Annotated in this window: 18 protein-coding genes; 8 read left to right on the top strand and 10 right to left on the bottom strand. The window is 65.6% G+C overall.

Going from position 1 to position 22,743, the window contains the following annotated elements; translation table 11 throughout:
• Positions 1-206: 206 nt before the first annotated feature.
• The 4 genes from M3I56_RS10130 to M3I56_RS10115 form a co-directional block, all read right to left on the bottom strand.
• Positions 207-1,766 carry an efflux transporter outer membrane subunit gene (locus M3I56_RS10130; protein WP_254353681.1) on the bottom strand — a complete coding sequence of 520 codons (1,560 nt, stop codon included), beginning with the start codon at positions 1,764-1,766 and terminating at the stop codon, positions 207-209.
• 23 nt (positions 1,767-1,789) lie between these two features.
• A complete protein-coding gene (locus M3I56_RS10125; RefSeq protein WP_254353680.1) occupies positions 1,790-4,975 on the bottom strand; it encodes an efflux RND transporter permease subunit in 3,186 nt (1,061 codons plus the stop codon).
• Between the two features lie 103 nt (positions 4,976-5,078).
• A complete protein-coding gene (locus tag M3I56_RS10120; RefSeq protein ID WP_254353679.1) occupies positions 5,079-6,296 on the bottom strand; it encodes an efflux RND transporter periplasmic adaptor subunit in 1,218 nt (405 codons plus the stop codon).
• Positions 6,297-6,365: 69 nt separating this feature from the next.
• A complete protein-coding gene (locus M3I56_RS10115; RefSeq protein ID WP_254353678.1) occupies positions 6,366-7,259 on the bottom strand; it encodes an alpha/beta hydrolase in 894 nt (297 codons plus the stop codon).
• A gap of 188 nt (positions 7,260-7,447) precedes the next feature.
• Here M3I56_RS10115 and M3I56_RS10110 point away from each other — a divergent pair, with 188 nt between their 5' ends.
• Complete coding sequence (locus tag M3I56_RS10110) at positions 7,448-8,452, top strand: LysR family transcriptional regulator (protein ID WP_133187772.1); 1,005 nt, start codon at positions 7,448-7,450, stop codon at positions 8,450-8,452.
• A gap of 197 nt (positions 8,453-8,649) precedes the next feature.
• A complete protein-coding gene (locus M3I56_RS10105; RefSeq protein WP_254353677.1) occupies positions 8,650-8,922 on the top strand; it encodes a DUF4148 domain-containing protein in 273 nt (90 codons plus the stop codon).
• 202 nt (positions 8,923-9,124) lie between these two features.
• Here the strand turns inward: M3I56_RS10105 and M3I56_RS10100 are convergent, their stop codons facing one another.
• The 4 genes from M3I56_RS10100 to M3I56_RS10085 all read right to left on the bottom strand — a co-directional run bounded on the left by M3I56_RS10100 (position 9,125) and on the right by M3I56_RS10085 (position 13,016).
• Positions 9,125-10,030 carry a cation diffusion facilitator family transporter gene (locus tag M3I56_RS10100; RefSeq protein ID WP_254353676.1) on the bottom strand — a complete coding sequence of 302 codons (906 nt, stop codon included), beginning with the start codon at positions 10,028-10,030 and terminating at the stop codon, positions 9,125-9,127.
• Between the two features lie 7 nt (positions 10,031-10,037).
• A complete protein-coding gene (gene selD, locus M3I56_RS10095; RefSeq protein ID WP_254353675.1) occupies positions 10,038-11,105 on the bottom strand; it encodes a selenide, water dikinase SelD in 1,068 nt (355 codons plus the stop codon).
• Between the two features lie 97 nt (positions 11,106-11,202).
• Complete coding sequence (locus M3I56_RS10090; RefSeq protein WP_254353674.1) at positions 11,203-11,985, bottom strand: alpha/beta fold hydrolase; 783 nt, start codon at positions 11,983-11,985, stop codon at positions 11,203-11,205.
• A complete protein-coding gene (locus M3I56_RS10085) occupies positions 11,982-13,016 on the bottom strand; it encodes a M14 family zinc carboxypeptidase (protein WP_254353673.1) in 1,035 nt (344 codons plus the stop codon). The genes M3I56_RS10090 and M3I56_RS10085 overlap by 4 nt, the downstream gene beginning before the upstream one ends.
• A 332-nt stretch (positions 13,017-13,348) precedes the next feature.
• Between M3I56_RS10085 and phnC the strand changes: the two genes are divergently transcribed.
• The 4 genes from phnC to M3I56_RS10065 all read left to right on the top strand — a co-directional run bounded on the left by phnC (position 13,349) and on the right by M3I56_RS10065 (position 17,093).
• Positions 13,349-14,176, top strand: coding sequence for a phosphonate ABC transporter ATP-binding protein (gene phnC, locus M3I56_RS10080; RefSeq protein WP_254353672.1), 828 nt, complete (start codon positions 13,349-13,351; stop codon positions 14,174-14,176).
• A gap of 58 nt (positions 14,177-14,234) precedes the next feature.
• Entirely contained in the window at positions 14,235-15,221 is a 987-nt protein-coding gene (gene phnD / locus M3I56_RS10075; RefSeq protein WP_254353671.1) for a phosphonate ABC transporter substrate-binding protein, read from the top strand.
• Between the two features lie 8 nt (positions 15,222-15,229).
• Positions 15,230-16,099: a phosphonate ABC transporter, permease protein PhnE gene (gene phnE, locus M3I56_RS10070; RefSeq protein WP_375541700.1), complete on the top strand. Its 870-nt coding sequence runs from the start codon at positions 15,230-15,232 to the stop codon at positions 16,097-16,099.
• 157 nt (positions 16,100-16,256) lie between these two features.
• On the top strand, positions 16,257-17,093 hold the full coding sequence (locus M3I56_RS10065; RefSeq protein WP_254353669.1) for an EamA family transporter: 837 nt from the start codon (positions 16,257-16,259) through the stop codon (positions 17,091-17,093).
• A gap of 27 nt (positions 17,094-17,120) precedes the next feature.
• Here M3I56_RS10065 and M3I56_RS10060 read toward each other — a convergent pair whose 3' ends face one another.
• Positions 17,121-18,758, bottom strand: coding sequence for a PLP-dependent aminotransferase family protein (locus M3I56_RS10060; RefSeq protein WP_254353668.1), 1,638 nt, complete (start codon positions 18,756-18,758; stop codon positions 17,121-17,123).
• Positions 18,759-18,884: 126 nt separating this feature from the next.
• Here M3I56_RS10060 and gabT point away from each other — a divergent pair, with 126 nt between their 5' ends.
• Together gabT and gabD are read left to right on the top strand one after the other, a co-directional pair.
• Positions 18,885-20,177: a 4-aminobutyrate--2-oxoglutarate transaminase gene (gene gabT, locus M3I56_RS10055; protein WP_254353667.1), complete on the top strand. Its 1,293-nt coding sequence runs from the start codon at positions 18,885-18,887 to the stop codon at positions 20,175-20,177.
• A 115-nt stretch (positions 20,178-20,292) separates the two neighbouring features.
• Complete coding sequence (gene gabD / locus M3I56_RS10050; RefSeq protein ID WP_254353666.1) at positions 20,293-21,744, top strand: NADP-dependent succinate-semialdehyde dehydrogenase; 1,452 nt, start codon at positions 20,293-20,295, stop codon at positions 21,742-21,744.
• Between the two features lie 89 nt (positions 21,745-21,833).
• Here the strand turns inward: gabD and M3I56_RS10045 are convergent, their stop codons facing one another.
• Entirely contained in the window at positions 21,834-22,451 is a 618-nt protein-coding gene (locus M3I56_RS10045; RefSeq protein WP_254353665.1) for a hypothetical protein, read from the bottom strand.
• Positions 22,452-22,743: the final 292 nt, after the last annotated feature.

Raw genomic sequence — 22,743 nt, 5'->3', positions numbered from 1 at the left:
CGGATGGAAGTTGGACTTCGTTCAATGAGGAGCGACGCGATGAGGGCCCATAACGTTGGCTCCAGATGGGTCCAAACGATGATAGGGGCGCGGCGGGGCCGGGTCTACGAAGCGATTGCGCAAAGGAAATCGCCGCCTGCGATATGCACAGGCGGCGAGCGTTGCGGCTTTTTACGCGGGGTTTGACGCGCGGTTCAACGCGCGGTCTAGCGCGCCGCGAGCGGCGCCGGCGTAGCGTCGCCGGGCTTTGCGTCGCCCCAGCCTCCGCCCAGCGCGCGGATCAGGTTGACGGTCGCCACCGCCTGCGAGCCCTGCAGATGGCTGGCTTGCAACTGCGACACGAGCACCGTCCGTTCGCTGTCGATCACGTTCAGATAGCTGACCTCGCCTTCCTCGTACTGCGTGCGCGAAAGGTGCGCCGACTGCTGCGAAGCGCTCACCGCGTCGTTCTGCTCGCGGATCTGGTCGTCGAGCAGGCGCAGGTCGGAGAGATTGTCCTCGACCTCGCGGAAGGCCACGAGCACCTGCTGGCGGTACTGCGCTACATCTTCCTCGTACTTCCCGCGCGACTGGGCGAGATTCGCCTTGCGACGGCCGCCGTCGAACAGCGGCAGCGTGAGCGCCGTACCCGCGAGCGGCCCGAGCAGGAACGCGCGGCTCGACCACATGAACAGGTCGCCGAGCGTGGCCGACTCGAAGCCGGCCGCACCGGTAATGTTGAGCTGCGGGAAGAACGCCGACTTCGCAAGCCCCACGCGTGCGTTCGCGGCCGCCATGGCGCGCTCGGCGGCGGCCACGTCGGGGCGCCGCTCCAGCAGCGTGGAAGGCAGGCCCGGCGGCACTTGCACGAGCACCGGCGCGAGCGGCGTTTCGGGGAATGTGAAGTCCGCGGGCGCCTTGCCGAGCAGGATTGCGAGGCTGTGCTCCGAGGCCGCGCGCTGACGCGCGACGCCCACCGCGTCGGCGCGCGCGCTCGCGAGCTCGTTACGCGCCTGCGCGACATCCAGCGCGCTGATGTCGCCTTCCTTGAAGCGGCGCTCGACGAGTTTGAGCGCGTCTTCGCGCAGCGCCACCGTGCGGCGGTACAAATCGACGTCGGAGTCGAACTGGCGCAGCTGGAAGTAATTCTGCGCAACGTCGGCCTGCAACGCGAGCTGCACCGAGAGGAACAAGGCTTCGCTTTGCTGGGCGTCCGCCTGCGCCGCGTGGACGTTCGAACTCACGCGGCCGAACAGGTCCACCTCGTAGCTCGCCGTGGCCTGCGCGCGCCACAGCGTTTGCGCCGGCACATTGGCATTCTGCGGCAGATACTGCGAAGCCGGCGAGGCGCGCTCATAGGTCGGGCCGAAGCCCGCATCGATCGACGGGAACCACGACGCGCGCGCGGCCTGCGTCACGGCACGCGCCTGCTGCACGCGCGCGGCCGCCGCCTTGAGGTCCTGGTTCGCTTCGAGCGCCTGCTGCTCGAGCTTGTCCAGCGTCGGGTCGCCGAACGCCGTCCACCATTCGCCGCGACGGGTGTCGTCGGCGGGCTGCGCGGGCGTCCACGTGCCCACGTCGTGCGGATTCGTGCTCTGCGTTTGCTGCGGCGCTTCCTTGTAGGCGGCGGGCACGGCGGCGTCGGGCACCTTGTAGGTCGGCTCGACCGAGCAGGCCGCGAGCCAGGCAAAGAGCGCGACGCTCGCCGCGATTCGTGTGATACGCGCGACGTGCCCGCCTCCCGGCGCGGCATGCGCACGATAGCGCAAGCTGGATTCGTTAGTCATATTGATCATTTTCCCTTGTCGCCTTACGCGTCGACCATCGACTGCGGCTTGCGCGCATTGTCCTTCTGCGCGACGTGAATCTTGCCGCCCGCGAGCGTGCGCAGCACCACATAGAACACCGGCGTCAGCAACAGGCCGAATGCGGTCACGCCGAGCATGCCGAAGAACACGGCCACGCCCATTGCATGACGCATTTCCGAACCCGCGCCGCTGGAGAGCACGAGCGGCACCACGCCCATGATGAACGCGATGGACGTCATCAGGATCGGGCGCAGACGCAGGCGGCTCGCCTCGATGGCAGCGGTAAGCGGCGTATGTCCGTCGTGCTCCAGCTCGCGCGCAAACTCGACGATCAGGATCGCGTTCTTCGAAGCGAGCCCCACCAGCACCATCAAGCCGATCTGCGTGAAGATGTTGTTGTCGCCCTGCGTGAGCCACACGCCCGTGAGCGCACACAGCACGCTCATCGGCACGATCAGGATCACCGCGAGCGGCAGCGTCAAGCTCTCGTAGAGCGCCGCCAGCACGAGGAACACGAGCAGCACGCTGATCGGGAACACCCAGATGCCCGCATTGCCCGCCAGCACCTGCTGGTACGTGAGGTCGGTCCACTCGAACTTGACGCCGCGCGGCAGCACCTCAGCCGCGATGCGTTCCGCCGCCGCCTGCGCCTGGCCCGACGAATAACCGGGCGCCGGGCCGCCGTTGATGTCGGCAGCGGTGTAGCCGTTGTAGCGCACCACCATCTCGGGGCCATACGTGGGCGTGACCGTGACGAGCGACGAGAGCGGCACCATTTCGCCCGCGGCGTTGCGCGTCTTCAGTTGCAGGATGTCGTCGGCGCGCTGGCGGAACGGCGCGTCGGCCTGCACGCGCACCTGATACACGCGTCCGAAGCGGTTGAAGTCGTTCACGTAGAGCGAACCCAGATAGATCTGCATCGTGTCGAACACGTCCGTGACCGGCACGCCAAGCTGCTTCGCCTTCGTGCGGTCGAGATCTACGTTCAGCTGCGGCACGTTGATCTGATAGTTCGTGAACGTCGGGCCCAGCTCCGGTGTTTGCGCCGCGCGCTTGACGAAGTCCTGCGTCGCGCGGTTGAGCGCCTCATAGCCGAGCGCGCCATGATCCTCCAGCTGCAACTTGAAGCCGCCCAGCGTACCGAGGCCGAGCACCGGCGGCGGCGGGAACACGGCGATGAACGAATCCTTGATGCTGGCGTACTGCTGGTTCAGCGCACCCGCGATCGCGCCGGCCGACAGCGCCTTGCCCTTGCGCTCCTTGAACGGCTTGAGCGTGACGAACACAATGCCCGCGCTCGAACTATTCGTGAAGCCGTTCACCGACAGGCCCGGGAACGCCACGGCGCTTTCCACGCCGGGCTGCTTGAGCGCAATGGCGCTCATGTCGCGAATCACGTTCTCAGTTCGGTCGAGCGCAGCGCCGTTGGGCAATTGCGCGAACGCGATCAGATACTCCTTGTCCTGCGCGGGCACGAAGCCGCCCGGCACCACACGCGCCATCAGCACCGTTGCGGCGATCAGCCCCACGTAGACCGCGAGCATCGCGCCCTTGTGGCGCAGCACGCCGTTCACGCCGCGCCCATAGCTCTCCGAGCCGCGATGGAATACCCGGTTGAAGCGGCGGAAAAAGCCGCCCAGCACGAGGTTCATCCCACGCGTGAGCCAGTCTTCCTTCTCGCCGTGACCGCGCAGCAGCAGCGCCGAAAGTGCCGGCGAAAGCGTGAGCGAGTTGAACGCCGAGATCACCGTGGAAATCGCGATGGTCATCGCGAACTGCTTGTAGAACTGGCCCGTGAGACCGCTCATGAACGCGAGCGGCACGAACACGGCCACGAGCGTGAGCGCAATGGCGATGATCGGCCCGCTCACTTCCTGCATGGCCTTGTAGGTCGCATCGCGCGCGGATAACCCGCTGGCGATATTGCGCTCCACGTTTTCCACCACCACGATGGCGTCGTCGACCACGATGCCGATGGCGAGCACCATCCCGAACAGCGATAGCGCGTTGATCGAGAAGCCGAACGCAAGCAGCAGCGAGAACGTCCCGACGATCGACACCGGCACCGCAATCAACGGAATGATCGAGGCGCGCCACGTTTGCAGGAACACGATCACCACGATCACCACGAGCGCGATCGCTTCGAGCAGCGTATGCACCACGGCCTCGATACTGGAGCGCACGAACTGCGTGGGGTCGTAGACGATGCGGTAATCGACGCCCGCCGGCATGTCCTGCTTGAGTTCCTTCATCGCCGCGCGCACCTGGTCCGAAATCGCGAGCGAGTTCGCGCCCGGCGCCTGGTTGATGGCGAGCGCGACGGCCGGTTTGTTATCGAGCAGCGAGCGCAGACCGTATTCGGATGCCGCCAGCTCGATACGCGCGATATCGCGCAGGTACGTCACGCCGCCATCGGGATTCGTCTTGACGATGATGTTGCCGAACTCGCTTTCCGTGCGCAGACGGCCCTGGGCATTCACGTTGAGCTGGAACGGCGTGCCAGGCACGCTAGGCGACGCGCCGATCACGCCCGCCGCCACCTGCACGTTCTGCTCGCGAATCGCGTTGACCACGTCGTTCGCGGTGAGATTGCGCTGTGCCACCTTCTGCGGGTCGAGCCAGATGCGCATGGCATAGTCGCCCGAGCCCCACAGCTGCACCTCGCCCACGCCCTGGATGTTCGAGAGGCGGTCCTTCACGTTGAGCAGCGCGTAGTTGCGCAGGTAGGTCATGTCGTACCGGTTGTCCGGCGAGATCAGGTGCACCACCATCGTGAGCGTGGGCGAGCTCTTGATGGTCGTGATGCCGAGACGCTGCACGTCTTCCGGCAGGCGCGGCAGCGCCTGGTTCACGCGGTTCTGCACGAGCTGCGTGGCCTTGTCCGGGTCGGTGCCGAGGCGAAACGTGACCGTGAGCGTGAGATTGCCGTCGCTATTGGCTTGCGACTGCATGTACAGCATGTTCTCGACGCCGTTGATCTGCTCCTCGAGCGGCGCGGCGACGGCTTCGGCGATCACCTTCGGGTTCGCCCCCGGATACTGCGCGTGGACCACCACCGAAGGCGGCACGACCTCGGGATACTCGGAGATCGGCAACTGGAACAGCGCGATCACGCCGGCCAGCAGGATCAGCACGGACAGCACGCCCGCGAAGATCGGCCGGTCGATGAAGAATTTCGATATGTTCATGGGTTGCTCTTGTTCATGACGCTCAATTTGACGCGAATCTTTCTGCTTAGGCATCCTGATTGACGGGCGGGCGTAGGCTGATATCGCCTACGCCCGCCGCTCGTCAGGACGTTTTCGCTGCCTTGGCGCCGGGGTTCGCTGCCGCGTTGGTCGAATCGGCGTCCGGGTCGCCGTTCATCGGCACCATGTGCGAGCGCACGGCTTCACCGGGGCGCACGCGCTGCGTGCCGTTCACCACCACGTGGTCGCCCGCCTTCAGGCCGCCCAGAATCACGCGCAGGTTGCCCTGCTGGCCGCCCGTTTGCACCGTGCGGTACGCGATCTTGCCGCTGTTATCCACGACGTACACGAACTTCTTGTCCTGGTCGGTGCCGATGGCGGCGTCGTCCACGAGCAGCGCCGGGTGCGGGGCGCTGCCGCCCACCTTGATGCGTGCGTACAACCCCGGCACCAGCGCGCCGTCGGCGTTGTCGAAGCGCGCGCGCACGCGGATCGTGCCTGACGTGGTGTCGAGACGGTTATCCACCGACTCGATCGTACCGGTGCGCGAATAGCCCGATTCGTTCGCCAGACCCAGTTCCACCGGCACCTTCGAGCCATCCTTCATGCGGCTGATGTAGTCGAGATAGGTCTGCTCGTCGGCGTCGAATTCGGCGTAGATGGGCGAAACGGAAACGAGCGTAGTCAGCGGCGCGGCGCTTGCGCCTGCCGAAACGACGTTGCCCACCGTGATCTCGGCGCGCGACACACGCCCCGCCACCGGCGCGACGATGCGCGTGTAGCCCAGGTTGATCTGCGCGGCTTCGAGCGCGGCCTGCGCGGCCTTGAGATTCGCGTTCGCTTCGCGCGAGGCGTTTTGCTTCTCGTCGTAATCGCGCTTCGCGATGGCGTTGTCGCCAATCAGGCGCTGCGCGCGCTCCCAGTCGCTTTGCGCGTAGCCCGTGCGCGCCTGGGCGGCGGCCAGCTGCGCAGCGGCTTGATCGACGGCCGCCTGGTACGGGCGCGGGTCGATCACGAACAGCGTTTCGCCCTGCTTCACGAGCGCGCCGTCACGGAAGTTCACGGAGACGATCGTGCCGGAAACCTGCGGACGTATCTCCACTTTCTCGACGGCGGCCATACGGCCCGAGTAGCTCTGCCAGTCGGTGATGGTGCGATTGAGCACGGCTGCGACATCGACCTCGGGTGCCGGCGGCGCTTCAGCGGCAACGGCAGGGTGCGAGTCGAGGCGGATGGCCCCGAGGGTGCCGAGGCCCGCGACCACGAGCACGCCAATGACCACTAGCGCGATACGGGTTCGGGATTGCGAAAAAAGTGACATGTCGGACTCCAGAAATAATGGTTGATTGTTCTTCACTGGTTCGGCAGCACCGCCGCAAGGGTGCTTCGTCTATGACGCGCCCGCGTCGAAGCAACATTGGAAAAACCGTACGGCTTCGCTCAGCGCGGCTGGATGCGCCGCGAGGTTCGCGTGCGAAACGCTCGGGTAGCGCACCACCTGGGTGCGCACGCCCGCGTCGATCAGGCGGCTCGCGTACTTCTCCGCTTCGATGTGCAGGACGTCGTTCTGTGCGGTCACGATGAGCGTGGGCGGCAAGCCGCCAAGACGCAGCGATTCGAGCGGCGCGGCGTACGGATGCATGCGCTGCGTCGCATCGGGCAGATACGCGCGATAACACGCCGCGCATTCGCTTGCGGTGATATCCGAGCCAAGGCGCGCCTCGTCACCAAGACGCGTGAGGCTCGGGTCGAGCATCGGCGCAAACAGCGCCTGCGCCGCGAGCTTCACGTCGCCGCGATCGCGGCCCATGAAGGCGAGCACGTTGGCGATCTGGCCGCCCGCGTCGTGGCCTGCCGCGATCACGCGCTTCGGATTGCCGCCGAAGGCGCGGGCCCGCGTCAGCGCCCACAGCGCCGCGCGATGCGCATCTTCGGGCGCGGCAGGAAACGGGTGCCTGGGCGCGAGCGAATACCCCACGCTCACCACGAGCGCTGGTAAGCGTTCTGCGAGAAAGCGCCCCACCGCATCCGCTTCCTCGATCGACCCGCGCACGAAGCCGCCGCCGTGGAAATAGAGCAACACCGGCAGGCCACTCGCGGCTTCCGGGCGGTACAGCCGCAGCGGGATCTGCTGGGCGTAGCCTTCGATCACCACGTCGGTCGTGAGCAGCGCGCGCACCTTGCCAGGCTTGGCGGACGCGGTAACAGGCAGAGCCGCGGGCACTTCGGCCAGCGGCGCTTCCTCCGCGGAGGTCCAAGACGTTGGGCGTTTAAAGACATCCATGTCAAATCGGCGCAATGCGCGAGAGTAGATTCGAATGGAACGAATTGTGGGTTCGGCAGACTTGCAAATAAATGCCTATAATCCGGCAACACAATTCGGCGCACCTGAACAATCTGTCTCCTCTTTCTGCGCGGGCGTTTCTTTCGAATACCGCGCGCCGTGCGACCGAAGCTTTTTGGAGAGTGGCAATGGACCGCCTTCAGGCCATGCAGGTGTTCACCCGCGTCGTCGATACCAACAGCTTCACACGTGCTGCCGAAACGCTCGACATGCCGCGTGCTTCAGTCACGACGATCATTCAGAATCTCGAAGCGTTTCTCGGCGTGCGCCTCATGCATCGCACCACGCGCCGTCTGTCGCTCACGCCCGATGGCGCGGCGTACTACGAGCGCTGCGTGCGCATTCTCGCGGACGTCGAGGAAACGGAAACCACATTCCAGGATCGCAACCGCAAGCCGCACGGCAAACTGCGCATCGACATGCCCGGCTCGATCGGGCGGCTCATCGTAATTCCGTCACTGTGTGAATTCCACGGTCGCTATCCGGACATCGACCTGCAACTCGGGCTATCCGATCGCCCCGTGGACTTGCTGCAGGAAGGCGTGGATTGCGTGGTGCGCGTGGGTGCGCTGCAGGACTCGTCGCTGGTCGCGCGGCGCATTGGCATTTTCGAAGGCGTGTCGTGCGCGGCGCCGTCGTATCTGGAGCGCCACGGCACGCCGCAGACGCTCGAAGAACTGGCCGAGCATCGCGCCGTGAACTACTTCTCGTCACGCACGGGGCGCGTGATGGACTGGGCGTTTCTCGTCGACGGCAAGGAAGTGGAGGTCAAGCTCAAGAGCATGGTCTCGGTAAACGACGCGGACGCTTACGTGACCTGCGGCATCGAAGGCTTCGGCCTGATTCAGGGGCCGCGCTACATGGTGCTGCCGCACCTGAAGTCGGGCGCGCTCGTCGAGGTGCTGCCCGATTACAAGCCGTTGCCCATGCCGATTTCGGCCGTCTATCCGCACAGCCGCCATCTGTCACCCAAAGTGCGCGTGTTCGTGGACTGGATCGCCGAGGTGTTCGACCGCTGCCCGCTCCTGAGCGGCCGCGCCTCGCTCGACAAGGCCTGCACGATGCGCACGCTCGAAGAGCGCGAAAACGCGCCGGCGCTCGAAACGCCCGTTATTTCGGAATGGGCCGCATAGGCTGGGCGGCGTAACGCCGTAGCGCTGCGCCCACCCTCAGAGCCGCGCCCGCAAAGGCTTTGCGGGCGCGGTGCAGCGATTGTTCCAGATTTTCGACAATTGCTTTCGCGTTCCGGCCGTTTATCGCAAACGGCTGCGCAACTACATTTGCTCCTGTCGCCGCGACCCACGTGGCACCAGTACAAAAGGAGCAGATCATGCAACGCACTCTCGCAGCCGCCATTGGCGCCACGCTCGTTCTCTCGCTCGCCGCCAGCGCTTCGGCCTTCGCCCAGGACAACAGCGCTCCGAAAACCCGCGCCGAAGTGAAGGCGGAAATCGCTGCCGCGTATCGCGACGGCACGCTGCCTTCGCTGAACAAGACGAGCTACCCAGAGCAAAGCCTGATCGGCCGCACGCAAGCGCAACGCATCGCGCTGCAGGAAAGCCGCGCGAACAACGCCCAGCGCGTTGCGCAGGCTGGCGAATAAGCCCGCAAGACGCATCGGCATTGCGATTGCAAGACGAAAAACGTAGGAGTCCAACATGAATCAGACCGTACCTTCCGAACTCGAGCAGTGGGACAACACCACGCCCGTGTGGACGCCGTTTCGGCATTGAAATGTGAAGCGCGAGTGAAGATGTGAAACGTGTGAAAGGGCCCGGCGGTTTTGCAACCGTCGGGCCGTGGCGTTACCGGTTCACGAAATCCGGCTCGAAAAACACCCAGCGCACGAGGGGAAAGCGCGCCTGCAGATCGGCTTCGATCTCGTTGATCGCCTCGACCATGGTGCGACTGTGGTCGTACTCGAGCATTTCGCACTGCACCGCCACCATCACCTCCCTGCCCCATTGCAGGGTAATGAGGCTGATGATGCTGCGAATCTCGGGCCGCGCGCGCAGGAACGATTCGATATCGCGCCGCATTTCCGGGCTGGCCGATTCGCCGACGATCATCGACTTCACTTCGCGCGCGATGAACCACGCAATCAGCATGAGCAGTACGCCCACGCCGATCGAGCCGCACGCGTCCCATACCGGATTGCCCGTGATGACCGTGAGCAGCACGGCGGCGAACGCGATGGCGAGACCCGCCAGCGCGGCGATGTCTTCGCCCGCCACGACGAGCAGGTCGGAATCGCGCGTTTCGCGCGCCCAGCGCCATAGCGACTTCGTAGGCGCGCCCTTGCGAATCTCGCGCATCGCGCCGTAAAGCGAAAACGCTTCGAGCACCACGGAAATGCCGAGCACGACGAGCGCCACATACACGAATCGCAACGGCTCGCGCGCAATCAGCCGGTGCACGCCCTCGTAGACCGAGAAAGCGCCGCCCACGAAAAACAGCAGCAGCGCCACGAGCAGCGAATAGAAGTTGATCGCGCGGCCCGTGCCCATGGGATGCAGCGGCGTGGGCGGCTCGCGCGACTGGCGCAGGCCGAACAGCAGCAGCAGTTGATTGCCGCAGTCAGCCGTGGAGTGAATCGCCTCCGCGAACATCGATCCCGAGCCAGTGAACGCCGCGGCAGCGTACTTGCAGACCGCTATGCCGAAGTTCGCAGCGAGCGCATAGAAGATGGCTTTCGGCGATTCTCCGCTCATACGGCCCTCATGCGACGTCCACGCGCGCCGGGCCTGCGCCCAGTTCGCCGATCACACGGGCGTCGCCAAAGCCTTCCGCGCGGAAGATCGCCAGCACGTCGTCCACGTTTTCCGGTGCGCAGGCCACGAGCAGGCCGCCCGAAGTCTGCGGGTCAGTGAGCAGCGTGCGCGCGCTTTCGGGCAGGCTGGGCGCGAGCGTGACGGCGTCGCCGTACGAGGCCCAGTTGCGGCCCGAGGCGCCCGTGTACACGCCGTCATCGACGAACTTCTGCACGCCCGGCAGCCACGGCAGGTCGGCATAGTGCAGGCGCGCGGTGAGATTCGCGCCGCGCGCGATTTCGAGTGTGTGGCCAAGCAGGCCGAAGCCCGTCACGTCGGTCATGGCGTGCACGCCCGGCAGCTCCGCCAGCGTCGCGCCCGGCTTGTTGAGCAGGGTCGCGGCCGCCACCATCGCCTTGTAGCCTGCGTCGCCGAGCATTTCCTTCTTGAGCGCGGCGGAAAGCACGCCCACGCCCAGCGGCTTGCCGAGCACGAGCACGTCGCCGGCCTTTGCCGACGCGTTGCGCTTCACGCGCTCGGGATGCACCACGCCGAGCGCCGCCAGGCCGTAAATGGGCTCCACGGAGTCGATCGAATGGCCGCCCGCCACGGGAATGCCCGCGGCCGCGCACACGTCCTCGCCGCCGCGCAGCACCTGCGCGATCACGTCGTGCGGCAGCACGTTGATGGGCATGCCCACGAGCGCCAGCGCGAGGATCGGCTTGCCGCCCATGGCGTAGACGTCTGAGAGTGCGTTGGTCGCGGCGATGCGGCCGAAGTCGTACGGGTCGTCGACGATCGGCATGAAGAAGTCCGTCGTCGCGACGATGGCCTGCTCGTCGTTGAGCTTGTAGACGGCGGCGTCGTCGGCGGTCTCGGTGCCGACCAGCAGGTTCGGAAACACGGTGGTGAGCGGCGTGCTGCGGGCGAGCAGCGCGGAAAGCACGCCCGGCGCGATCTTGCAGCCGCAGCCGCCGCCGTGCGAGAGGCTCGTGAGGCGCGGTACGGCGGCGCCAATGGCGGGTTTATCGTTCATGTCTGGAAATCGTCCTGAAAGTGCCGGATGAGTTTTCGTATTATGGGGCAATCGCCGGACAGGCGATGCGGGCGGCGCGCACGCGCGGCGGCGCCGCTCAACCGCGCCCGGCGGCCTGGCCAGCGGCGTTCGCGGCGACGCCGCCCGCGTGGAGCGTATCGACGAGCCATTGCGGATCGTCGTGCGGCAGATCGTGCCCCGCCCACGGATGCTCCACGTGCGGCGCGCCCCAGGCCCGCGCGAGCCGCGCCGAGCAAACGGGGTTCACGAGCCGGTCGCCTTGCGACGACACCACGAGCACCGCACAGCGCGGCACGGCGCGCGCCTTGAAGCGCGCGGCGGCGGCTAGCTGGCGCAGCGCGTTCGCGCGGCTCACGTGGGCGCTCGCGCGGATCGCGCACCACGTTTCGAGGTCGGCAGCGAGCGTGTCGCGGCGCGCGCAAGTGAGCCCGTGGATCAGCGTCTCGGCAATGTCGCCGCTGTCGCCGCCATCCCAGTGCCGCGCCACGCGCACGAGCGCGAGCCACGCCGAGGGCCGCAAGCGCTCGTGAATGCGGCTAAAAGGCCGCATGCTCGTATTCACGAGCACGAGGCGCCCGACTTCTTCGGGGTAACGCAGCGCCCACGCCGTCGCCACCATGCCGCCCAGCGACATCGCCAGCACGCGGTATGGCGCGCGTGCGCCGTGCCGCTGCGCCTCGGCGCGCAGCGCGTCCACGTAGTCGTCCACCGCGAGCGGCGAGCGTACGTGTGCCGCGGTGCCGTTGCCCGGCAGGTCGATCGGCAGCACGCCGTCGCGCGCCGCAAGCCGCGCGGCGAACGCGCCCCAGTGGCGCGATTCGCGCGTGAGGCCGCGCAGCAGGATCCACGGTTCGCTCATGTGCCCGGCTTGCGATACCAGTGCGCGATCGCGCTTTTCAGCACCTCCTCGCGTATCACGCCCTCGGGCAGCCAACGCTGCGCGGAATACGCGGCGCGCGTGAGGAACTCGAACAGATTCGCGTGACGCCGCAGCACCCGCGCGGTGCGATGCTGCAAGAGCGGATTGAACATGCCCTGGCGCGAAAAGATCTGGCGCGGGTTCTTCTTGATCCACAGCCAGGAGCCCAGTTCGAGTGTGAGCGGCAGGAAGATGTTGCTGTCGGGCGCGCGATCGTACGCGCAATCCCACAAGTCGCCGTGCAGCAAATATTGGTGGCTCTGCGGCTCGAAGGTGTAGCCGTGATGCGGATGCGCGCGCTCGAACATCGTCTTGAGCACGTACATTTCGGGCAAATGGCGTATGAGGCGGCGCGTGCGCGCGTACGGAAACCAGATGCTGTCGGTCCAGCCGTAACCCGAATGGCAGTCGAGTGCGAAGGAAAGCGGGCGCCGCGTGAGTTCTTCGTCGACGATCTTCAGGAGCGCCTGCGCCTCGATCTCCATGGCCGCGCCGCGCCGCCCCCGATACCACGGCAGCCACGAGCCGACGCGCTGGCCGCCCGCGAGAAAGGGCACGCGTTCGTCGGCGTCCTGCGGCGCGTTGCGCATGAGGTCCACGCCGTTCGGATTCGCGCGCGTGGCGAGCCACATGCCGCCGGGATTGAGGATCGGCGCGAACACAATGCGCACGGACTCGAGCTGGCGCAGGAGCAGTTCGTCCCAGGCAAGACGCCCCACCAGTGCGCGCATGTAGTCGAGCACGAGCTGCGAGCCAATGCGCTCGAGCCCATGAATGCCCCCGAAAAAACCAATGCCGGGCGCGGCCGGATCGCGCGAGCCGATTGCCGCCACATAGAGAGGAAACGTACGGCCGCGCACCACGACTTCGCCCTCGCTGCGAATGTCGAGCCAGCGCGCGCCGGCATCGAGGATCATTTTGAGATCCTCGTATTCCTCGAAGCTGTCGGGTAGGAAGCTCAGTGCCTGCATATGGCGCCGGGTTTCGTCGCTCGTTTGGATGGGGCCGCCGCGTGCGGCCGCATTGTCTACAACTGCCTTGCGAGTGCGGCCCCTGTCGACAATGAGTCAGCAACAAGTCAGGAAAACCAGGGACAGCACGTACGTCGCCCATCAATATAGCCGCTTCCCGTGATATTGAGCGTGACAGATGTTTGGCGTCATGCCTCTGTCACATCTTTCGCGAAATTTTCCGCGATGGGAAGTCCGCAAAACATGTAGTCGTCTAGACGTCGCGACACCTTCACTCAACCGTCACAGTCGCTTCCTAGAATGAGCCCTCGACTACACAGCGACGGATTGTTATGGACGCCATACGCATCGAACGCCTCTCGAAAAGCTTCGACAGCGGCCGCAAGGCACTCGACGAAATCAACCTGCGCGTAGGCGTTGGCGAGATGGTCGCGCTGATCGGCGCATCGGGCTCGGGCAAATCGACCTTGCTACGCCATATTGCGGGCTTCACGGCTTCCGACCCGCAGCCTTCGCGCATCGAGATTCTTGGTCGTCCTATTCAGCAGGACGGCCGCATCGTGCGCGAAGTGCGCCGCATTCGCCGCGACATCGGCTTCGTATTTCAGCAGTTCAATCTCGTGCATCGCCTCACGGTCGAAACGAACGTGCTCATCGGCGCCCTGTCGCGGCTGCCGTTATGGCGACGCCTCACGGGCCGCTTTCCGCGCGCCGAGCGCGAGCTGATGCTGGCCGCGCTCGGCGAAGTCGGCATCGCGCACAAGGCCGCCGAGCGCGCCTCGAATCTCTCGGGCGGCCAGCAGCAGCGCGCGGCGCTCGCCCGCGCGCTCGTGCAGCGCGCGCGCCTCATTCTCGCCGACGAACCCATTGCTTCGCTCGACCCCGCATCGTCGCGCCGCGTGATGGACATGATGCGCATGCTCAACCGCGATCACGGCTTGACGGTGGTCGTCTCGCTGCATCAGGTGGATATCGCCATGGTGTACTGCCCGCGCACCATCGCGTTGCGCGACGGGCGCGTGGTGTACGACGGCGCATCGGCGGCGCTCACGTCCGCCCTGCTGCAACAGCTCTATGGCAACGCCGCGCGCGAACTGCTCGAACCCGATGCTGCGCCGTCCGCGGCAGCGCGCTTCGGCGCGCAGCCTCGCGCGGCCTGATCGCGCAACCCAACCCTTTTCCAACCCGCAACCTTTCACCTCACCACGGACCGCCCCAATGAAACTGTTCCGCTCCATGCTCTCCTGGTGCGCCGCCGGCGCCGTCGCGTTTGCCTCGCTCGGCAGCGCGGCTGCTCAAGCGGAAGATCTCAGCTTCGGCATCATCTCGACCGACTCGTCGGCGGTGCTCAAGCAACGCTGGCAACCGTTCATCGACGACCTGAACAAGCAGACCGGCCTGCACGTGAATGCGTTCTTCGCCACCGACTACTCGGGCATCATCGAAGCCATGCGCTTCAACAAGGTGTTGATCGGCTACTTCGGCAACGCTTCGGCCATGGAAGCCGTGGACCGCTCGAATGGCGAGATCTTCGCGAAGGTGCTCTACGCGAATGGCGACACGGGCTACAAGTCGGTGCTCATCACCAACGTAACCAGCCGTGTGAAGTCGATCGACGATGTGTTCAAGAATACTAAGGATCTCACGCTCGGCTGGGGCGACCCCAATTCGACCTCGGGCACGCTGATTCCGGGCTATTACCTCTTCGCGAAGCGCGGCATTTCGGTGAACGCGACGAACTTCAAGACCGTGCTGCCTTCGAGCCATGAAGCGAACCTGCTTGCCGTGGTGAACAACAAGGTGGATATCGCCACCAACAACACCATCGAACTTTCCACGCTCCAGCAAAAGCACCCGGACCGCTTTGCCCAGGTGCGCGTGCTGTGGACTTCGCCGCTCATTCCGTCCGACCCGCTCGTGTATCGTAAGGATCTGCCTGAGGCCACCAAGCAGAAGCTGCGCGACTTCTTCTACCACTACGCCAAGACCGATCCGCGCGAGAAGAAGATCATGGCCGATATCACCGGCTATGCAGGCTTCGCGCCCGCCACCGATGCGCAGCTCCTGCCGATCCGCCAGGTCGCGCTGTTCCAGCAGAAAGAGAAGATCACCGCCGACACGCATCTCTCCGACGACGACCGCAAGAGCCAGATCGCGGCCATCGACGCGAAAATCGGCGCGCTCGCCGCACCTGCGAAGCAGTAATGGGCGCAATGGATTTCGACAGCTCACGCGCCGTGCCGCAGGCAGAAGTCGCGAGGCCCGCTGCCACGCCAAACGTCGCCGCCACGCCGCCAGCGGCAGCCCTTGCGGCGAGCGGCCTGGCAGGCAAGCGCAGCTGGTCCTCGCTCGCGCTCTGGGCCATCGTGTTCGTGCTGCTCGGCGTGGCGTGGCGCGGCGCCGACATGCGCCCGCTCGACCTGTTTTCCGATTCCGCGAACATGGGCACGTTCGCGCGCGGCTTCTTCCCGCCGGACTTCACGGAATGGCGCACGTATGCCCAGGAAATGTGGGTCACGATCGCGGTGGCGCTGTGGGGCACGGCCCTCGCCATCGTCTGCGCGGTACCGTTCGGGCTGATGTCGGCGCACAATCTCGCGCCTGCCTGGGTGCTGCATCCCGTGCGGCGTTTGATGGACGCGTGCCGCGCCATCAACGAGATGGTGTTCGCGATGCTCTTCATCGTGGCCGTGGGCCTCGGGCCGTTCGCCGGTGTGCTCGCCTTGTGGGTGCACACGACAGGCGTGCTCGCGAAGCTCTTTGCGGAAGCGGTGGAAGCCATCGACCCGCGCCCCGTGGAAGGCGTGCGCGCGACGGGCGCCTCGCCGCTCGACGAGATCATCTACGGCGTGCTACCCCAGGTCATGCCGCTGTGGATCTCGTATGCGCTCTACCGGTTCGAGTCGAATGTGCGCTCGGCGATGGTGGTGGGCATGGTGGGCGCGGGCGGCATCGGCGTCGTGCTGTATGAAGAAATCCGCTCGTTCGATTATCAGCAGACCAGCGCCGTTCTCATCATGGTGATCGTCGTCGTCACGGCCATCGATCTCATCTCCGCAAGACTGCGCGCGCGCGTGATCTGACGCGTTCCCCAAAAGCCGCGCGAGCCGAATAGAAACACAACGACGGCTCGCGCGGCTTTTCCCTATTTCTGGCGCCCACACGCGTTCGCTGGAATAATCACATGATTGCGGCCGCAACGGCCCGCGTCTCCAACAAACCATTCGATTCGCAATCCCGATGGCCAGTTTCGTCGTTCTGCTGGTCCTGCTCTCGGCACTCATGCACGCGAGCTGGAACGCCTTCCTTCATGTTTCCGGCGACCGCCTCTGGCTGCTCGGCATGTTCTCGGTGCCGTACATCGTCGTGAGCGCGATCGCCGTGTGCGTGCTGCCGCTGCCCGCGCCGGCGAGCTGGCCATATATCGGCGCTTCGGTGGTGCTGGAGTTCGTGTATTGCTTCACGCTGATCCGCGCCTATCGCAGCGGCGACTTCGGGCAGATCTACCCCATCGCACGCGGGCTTTCGCCGCTGCTCGTATTCGGGGGCGCGCTCGTGTTCGCGCACGAAGAACTGCATGCGCTCGCGGCCACCGGCGTCGCGCTCGTTTCGCTTGGCGTCATGTCGCTCGCCTTCCGGCGCGGCATGCGCTTTTCGGGCGAGAGCGTGCCGTATGCGCTGCTCACGGGCCTTTTCATCGCGATGTATTCGGTCGTCGACGGACTCGGCGCGCGCCTGGCTGGTAACGGCATCAGCTACATCATGTGGGTCTATCTGCTCTGGAACGTCCCGCAGTTTCTGGTGGTCTGCAAGCTGCGCGGCGGCGCGGCGAAGATGTTCACGTCGAAGGCCGCGGTCGCGCGCGGCATGCTCGCGGGCGTACTCGCGCTCACGGCGTATTGCCTCGTGATCGAGGCGTTCCGTTATCTGCCTATCGCGATGGTTTCCGCGCTACGCGAACTCTCGTCGATCTTCGCCGTACTGATCGGCTGGCTCTTCATGAACGAGAAACTGACGGCGCGCCGCATGGTCGCGTGCGCGCTCGTGACTTGCGGGGCGGTACTGATCCGGCTTTGAGCGGCCCGCGCCGTCTGACGGCTTCGCTCACACGAAGGCGGGTAGCGTCGTATCGATCGCCTCGGCAAGCGTGTCGAACGCCGGCGCGATCTCCTCGTCGGGCACGCAGGCGTAGCCGATCAGCAAGCCCGGATTCGCGCGCTCGTGCGACGAGTAATACCCCGAAAGCGGCCGCACCACGATATTGCGCGCGAGCGCGGCTTCGGCCACGGCGCGGTCGTCGCTGCCTTCGGGCAGCTGCATCACGACGTGCAGGCCCGCGTCGCCGCCCATGGCGGGCAGCGCGTCGCCGTAGCGGCGCGCAACGGCGTCCAGCAGCACCTGGCGGCGCTGGCCGTAGAGCGCGCGCATCTTGCGGATATGCGAGGTGAAATGCCCTTCGGCGATGAACTCCGCGAGCACGGCCTGCTGCAGCAATTGCCCCTCGCGGTACAGCTCGGCGCTCGCGGTCGCGAAACTTTCCGCCAGCGCTTCCGGCGCGACGAGATAACCCACGCGCAAGCCTGGAAACAGCGTCTTGCCGAAGCTGCCCACGTAGATCACCTGCCCCGCCGTATCAAGCCCCTGCAATGACGCGAGCGGGCGGCTGCCGTAACGGAACTCGCTGTCATAGTCGTCCTCGATGATCCAGCACTGATGCTGGCGCGCGTACTCGAGCAACATGCGCCGGCGCGCGAGGCTCATCACCATGCCGAGCGGGTACTGGTGCGAAGGCGTGACGAGCATGAGCCGGGGCGCCGGCGCGGCGAAGTCGCCGGCCGACGGGTTGAGACCCTCGCTGTCCACCGCGATCGGCCGCGTGTTGAGGCCTGAGACATGCAGCACGCTGCGCACGCCCCAGTAGCACGGGTCTTCGGTCCAGATGGTATCGCCGGGGTCGGAAAGCAGACGCACGGCCAGGTCGATGGACTGATGAATCCCCGTCGTGATGATGATCTGCTCCGGCGAGCAGCGTACCGAGCGCGAAGTGCGCAGATAGTCGGCCAGCACGTGGCGCAGCAGCGCGAGACCGCCGCCGGGCGCGTAGGTCAACAGGTCCGGGCGCAGGCTGCGCCAGTATTTGTTGTGCAGACGCGTCCACACGCGCGCGGGGAAGCGGGAGACGTCGGGCACGCCGGGCATGAACGCGCCGCCCTGGCGCTTCGACACGCCTGCACTGGTAATCAGGCGCGCGCCGCGTGCCGAGAGGGCGCGCGCCGCGGGGCGCTGCGCCAGCGTGGCGCCTTCCAGTCCGCTTGCCGCCGCGGCTCCGGGTGCCGCCGCGGCAAACGTCTCCGCGCCTCGCGCGCTCTGGCGGTTAGTTGCGACTTCTCCCTCAGACTGCACGGCTCCTGACGCGCCGGTATTTTTGCGCATTTGCATAGGGCCAATTTCCGTCGCTCCCACGATCTCGTCGGGCGATGTGTCCGCCACGAACGTGCCGCGCCCCGTCGCCGACGTGACATAACCTTCGAGCACCAATTGTTCGTAGACCTGCGTCACGGTATTGCGCGCAATCCCCAGTTCGGCCGCCAGCAGCCGCGACGACGGCACCCGCGCCCCGGCCGGCAGCTCGCGCGACAGGATCGCCTGCTGCAGCAGCTTGTGCAGTTGCCGGTACACCGGCTGGGCGCTTGCGCGGTCGAGCCGTTGGGCCAGCCAATCGGACAGAACACTCGCACGCATCGAAATTGGCTCCTAAAGATTGCACTGAATGGCTCTGAAATTTAGAGCCAAACGTGAGTATAGTCGCGACATGGACTGCTTGTCGGTCCGCCAGCCAACCTCAGACTGACACCGATTCCACAGGAGATGAACGTGAGCAAGAACGCCGATCTGCAAAGCCGCAAGAACGCCATTACCCCGCGCGGCGTGGGCGTGATGTGCGACTTCTACGCCGAGCGCGCCGAAAACGCGGAGCTGTGGGACGTGGAAGGCCGCCGCTTCATCGACTTCGCCGCCGGTATCGCCGTGTGCAACACGGGCCACCGCCATCCGAAGATCGTCGCTGCCATCAAGGCGCAGCTCGACCAGTTCACGCACACGGCCTACCAGATCGTGCCGTACGAGTCGTACGTCTCGCTGGCCGAGAAGGTCGCCCAGCGCGCGCCGGGCAGCTTCGCCAAGAAGGCCGCCTTCTTCACGACCGGCGCCGAAGCCGTCGAAAACGCCGTCAAGATCGCTCGCGCCCATACGGGCCGTCCGGGCGTGATCGCCTTCGCAGGCGGCTTCCACGGCCGCACGATGATGGGCATGGCGCTCACGGGCAAGGTCGCCCCGTACAAGCTCGCGTTCGGCCCGTTCCCGGCCGACGTGTACCATGCCCCGTACCCGAACTCGGTCCACGCCATCAGCACGGCCGACTCGCTCAAGCACATCGAGATGTTGTTCAAGGCCGACATCGATCCGAAGCGCGTCGCCGCGATCATCTTCGAACCGGTGCAGGGCGAAGGCGGCTTCTACCAGGCGCCGGCCGATTTCGTGCGCGGCCTGCGCAAGATCTGCGACACGCACGGCATCCTGCTGATCGCCGACGAAGTGCAAACGGGCTTCGCGCGCACCGGCAAGCTGTTCGCGATGGAACACTACGATGTCACGCCGGACCTCATGACGATCGCCAAGAGCCTGGCAGGCGGCATGCCGCTCTCGGGCGTGGTGGGCCGCGCGGACGTCATGGACGCGGCAGCGCCCGGCGGTCTCGGCGGCACGTATGCGGGCAACCCGCTGGCCGTCGCTTCGGCGCACGCGGTGATCGAGATCATCGAAGAAGAAAAGCTCTGCGAGCGCGCCACGAAGCTCGGCGACAAGCTCAAGGCCAAGCTCAATGCGATGAAGGCCGACGTGCCGCAGATCGCCGACGTGCGCGGCCCCGGCGCGATGAACGCCGTTGAATTCTGCAAGCCGGGCACGAGCGAAGCCGACGCCGACTTCACGAAGCGCGTGCAGACCGCCGCGCTGAACCGCGGCCTGCTGCTGCTCGTGTGCGGCGTGTACTCGAACGTCGTGCGCTTCCTGTTCCCGCTGACGATCCAGGACACCGTGTTCGACGAAGCGCTCGCGATCCTCGAAGAGTCGGTCAAGGAAGCCGTGGGCGTGCCGGCGTAAGCCTCCGCCACATGCTGGCCCGCGAGCAGCGGGCCAGTCGCGAAACGGCACACCGGCGCTTGCCGCTGTGCCGTTCGTCGTTCTAAATGAATCGAAGTCAGTCCGGAGTGCAAGCATGAACCTGAAAGACGCATCGCTGCTGCAAACCAGCGCCTATATCAACGGCGAATGGCAAGGCGCCGAAGACGGCGCTACGTTCGAAGTGAAGAACCCCGCCACCGGCGCGGTCATCGGCACGGTGCCGCGCATGGGCGCCGCCGAAACGCGCCGCGCGATCGCCGCAGCGAATGCCGCATGGCCCGCATGGCGCGCGAAGACCGCGAAGGAGCGCAGCGTCATCCTGCGCAAGTGGCACGACCTGATGATGGAAAACGCCGACGACCTGGCGCTCATCCTCACCACAGAACAAGGCAAGCCGCTCGCCGAGGCGAAGGGCGAGATCGGCTACGCCGCGTCGTTTCTCGAATGGTTCGCGGAGGAAGGCAAGCGTATTTATGGCGACACGATCCCCACGCCCGCCAACGACAAGCGCATCGTCGTGACGAAGGAACCCGTCGGCGTGTGCGCCGCGATCACGCCGTGGAATTTCCCTGCCGCGATGATTACCCGTAAGGTCGGCCCCGCGCTCGCGGCAGGCTGCCCGATCGTGCTCAAGCCCGCCGAAGCCACACCGTTCTCGGCGCTCGCGCTGGCCGTGCTGGCCGAGCGCGCGGGCGTGCCGCGCGGTGTATTCAGCGTCGTGACGGGCGACCCGAAGGCGATCGGCGGCGAGCTCACGAGCAACCCCACGGTGCGCAAGCTCTCGTTCACGGGCTCGACGCCGGTGGGCCGCCTGCTCATGAGCCAGTGCGCCTCGACGGTCAAGAAGGTCTCGCTGGAACTGGGCGGCAACGCGCCGTTCATCGTGTTCGAAGACGCCGATCTCGATGCTGCCGTCGCCGGCGCCATCGCCTCGAAGTACCGCAACAGCGGTCAGACCTGCGTGTGCACGAACCGCTTCTACGTGCACGACGCCGTGTACGACGCGTTCGCGGCCAAACTGCGCGACGCGGTGGAAAAGCTCAAGGTCGGCCTCGGCACGGAGGCCGGCGTGACGCAAGGCCCGCTCATCAACGAAGCGGCCGTGCTGAAGGTGGAATCGCATATCGAAGATGCGCTCGCGAAAGGCGCTCAGGTGACCACGGGCGGCAAGCGCCACGCGCTCGGCCATGGCTTTTTCGAGCCGACCATCCTCACCGGCGTCACGCCCGCGATGAAGGTCGCGCGCGACGAAACCTTCGGGCCGCTCGCGCCTCTATTCCACTTCTCGTCCGATGAAGAAGTGATCAGGATGGCGAACGATACCGAGTTCGGCCTCGCCGCCTACTTCTACAGCCGCGACATCGGCCGCGTGTGGCGCGTTGCCGAAGCGCTCGAATACGGCATGGTGGGCATCAACACCGGCCTGATCTCGAACGAAGTCGCGCCGTTCGGCGGCGTAAAGCAGTCTGGCCTGGGCCGCGAAGGCTCGCACTACGGCGTGGACGACTACGTGGTGATCAAGTACATGTGCATGGCGGGCATGTAACGACCAGACGCAAAACGGGCGCCTTCTGAGGCGCCCGTTCGGATCGTAAAAAGGAGCCGGCGCCATATTGCGCCGGCTTTTTTACGTGCTTACTGCGTGGCGGCGACCGGCGTCACCTGCGACGCATAAGCGGAAACGAACACGGCGTGGACCGTGTCGCCGACCTTCAAGGTCTTGAGGTCGATATCGGGCGTGGCTTGCAGCGTGACGGTCTGATACGCGCCGCGCAGCGTCACTTCGCGCTTCTTCGCGTTGATATGCTGCACCGTGGCCTGGACTTCGACCTGGCGCGCGGCGTCGTAGCCCGACGACGCGGGCAGATAGACATTGGTATCCACACGCTTGCGAATACCCTTGTCCTTGCCCGTCACCTTTTCGGCCGTCACGAGGAACGCGTTCTTGTAGAGCACGTCGACGGTGTCGCCCACTTTGAGTTGATCGAAGTTGTTGACCTGCTGGCTGAGCGCGATATCGACATCATTGCCGCGCGGCCCCCGCAGCGTGACGACGCGCGCAGCGCGATCGATGCCGACGATCTTCGCCTGGATATGCACCGGCTCCGCGTTGGCAATCACGTCCTGCGCCGCGCTGGAGAGCGCGCTTTGCCCCGGCGGCGCCGAAGCGGGCGCGTCGTTTTGCGCGAACGCCCCCTGCGAAAGGCTAATGCCCACCACCCATGCCGCCGCCAGAATCGCTGCCTTCGTCATTCACATTCTCCTCGTCAAACGGGTTTAAATTGATTGCCGTATTTGCATCGGCGTGTGGCGCCGAAGTGCGGCCGATTCTACGCGCGGCTCTTAAAACGAGGACGCTACCTGACCGGAAGCGGGTCAAGTTATCGCCAACAAATACGGCTAATTACCGAGGAGTTTGCAGAGGCTCAAGATCCTGTGTGATTTGCACGTTGAAACGGATCATGCAATTGTTTCGTGGCGCGAAATTATTTTTTTGAACGGCTTTGCTGTGTGCATCGTGCGCTCTGTACCACGCAGTCCATGT

Source organism: Paraburkholderia sp. CNPSo 3281, from assembly GCF_024206515.1.
In the GTDB taxonomy this organism is placed as follows: Bacteria; Pseudomonadota; Gammaproteobacteria; order Burkholderiales; family Burkholderiaceae; genus Paraburkholderia; species Paraburkholderia nodosa.
This window is presented reverse-complemented; position numbering and strand designations above follow the sequence as displayed.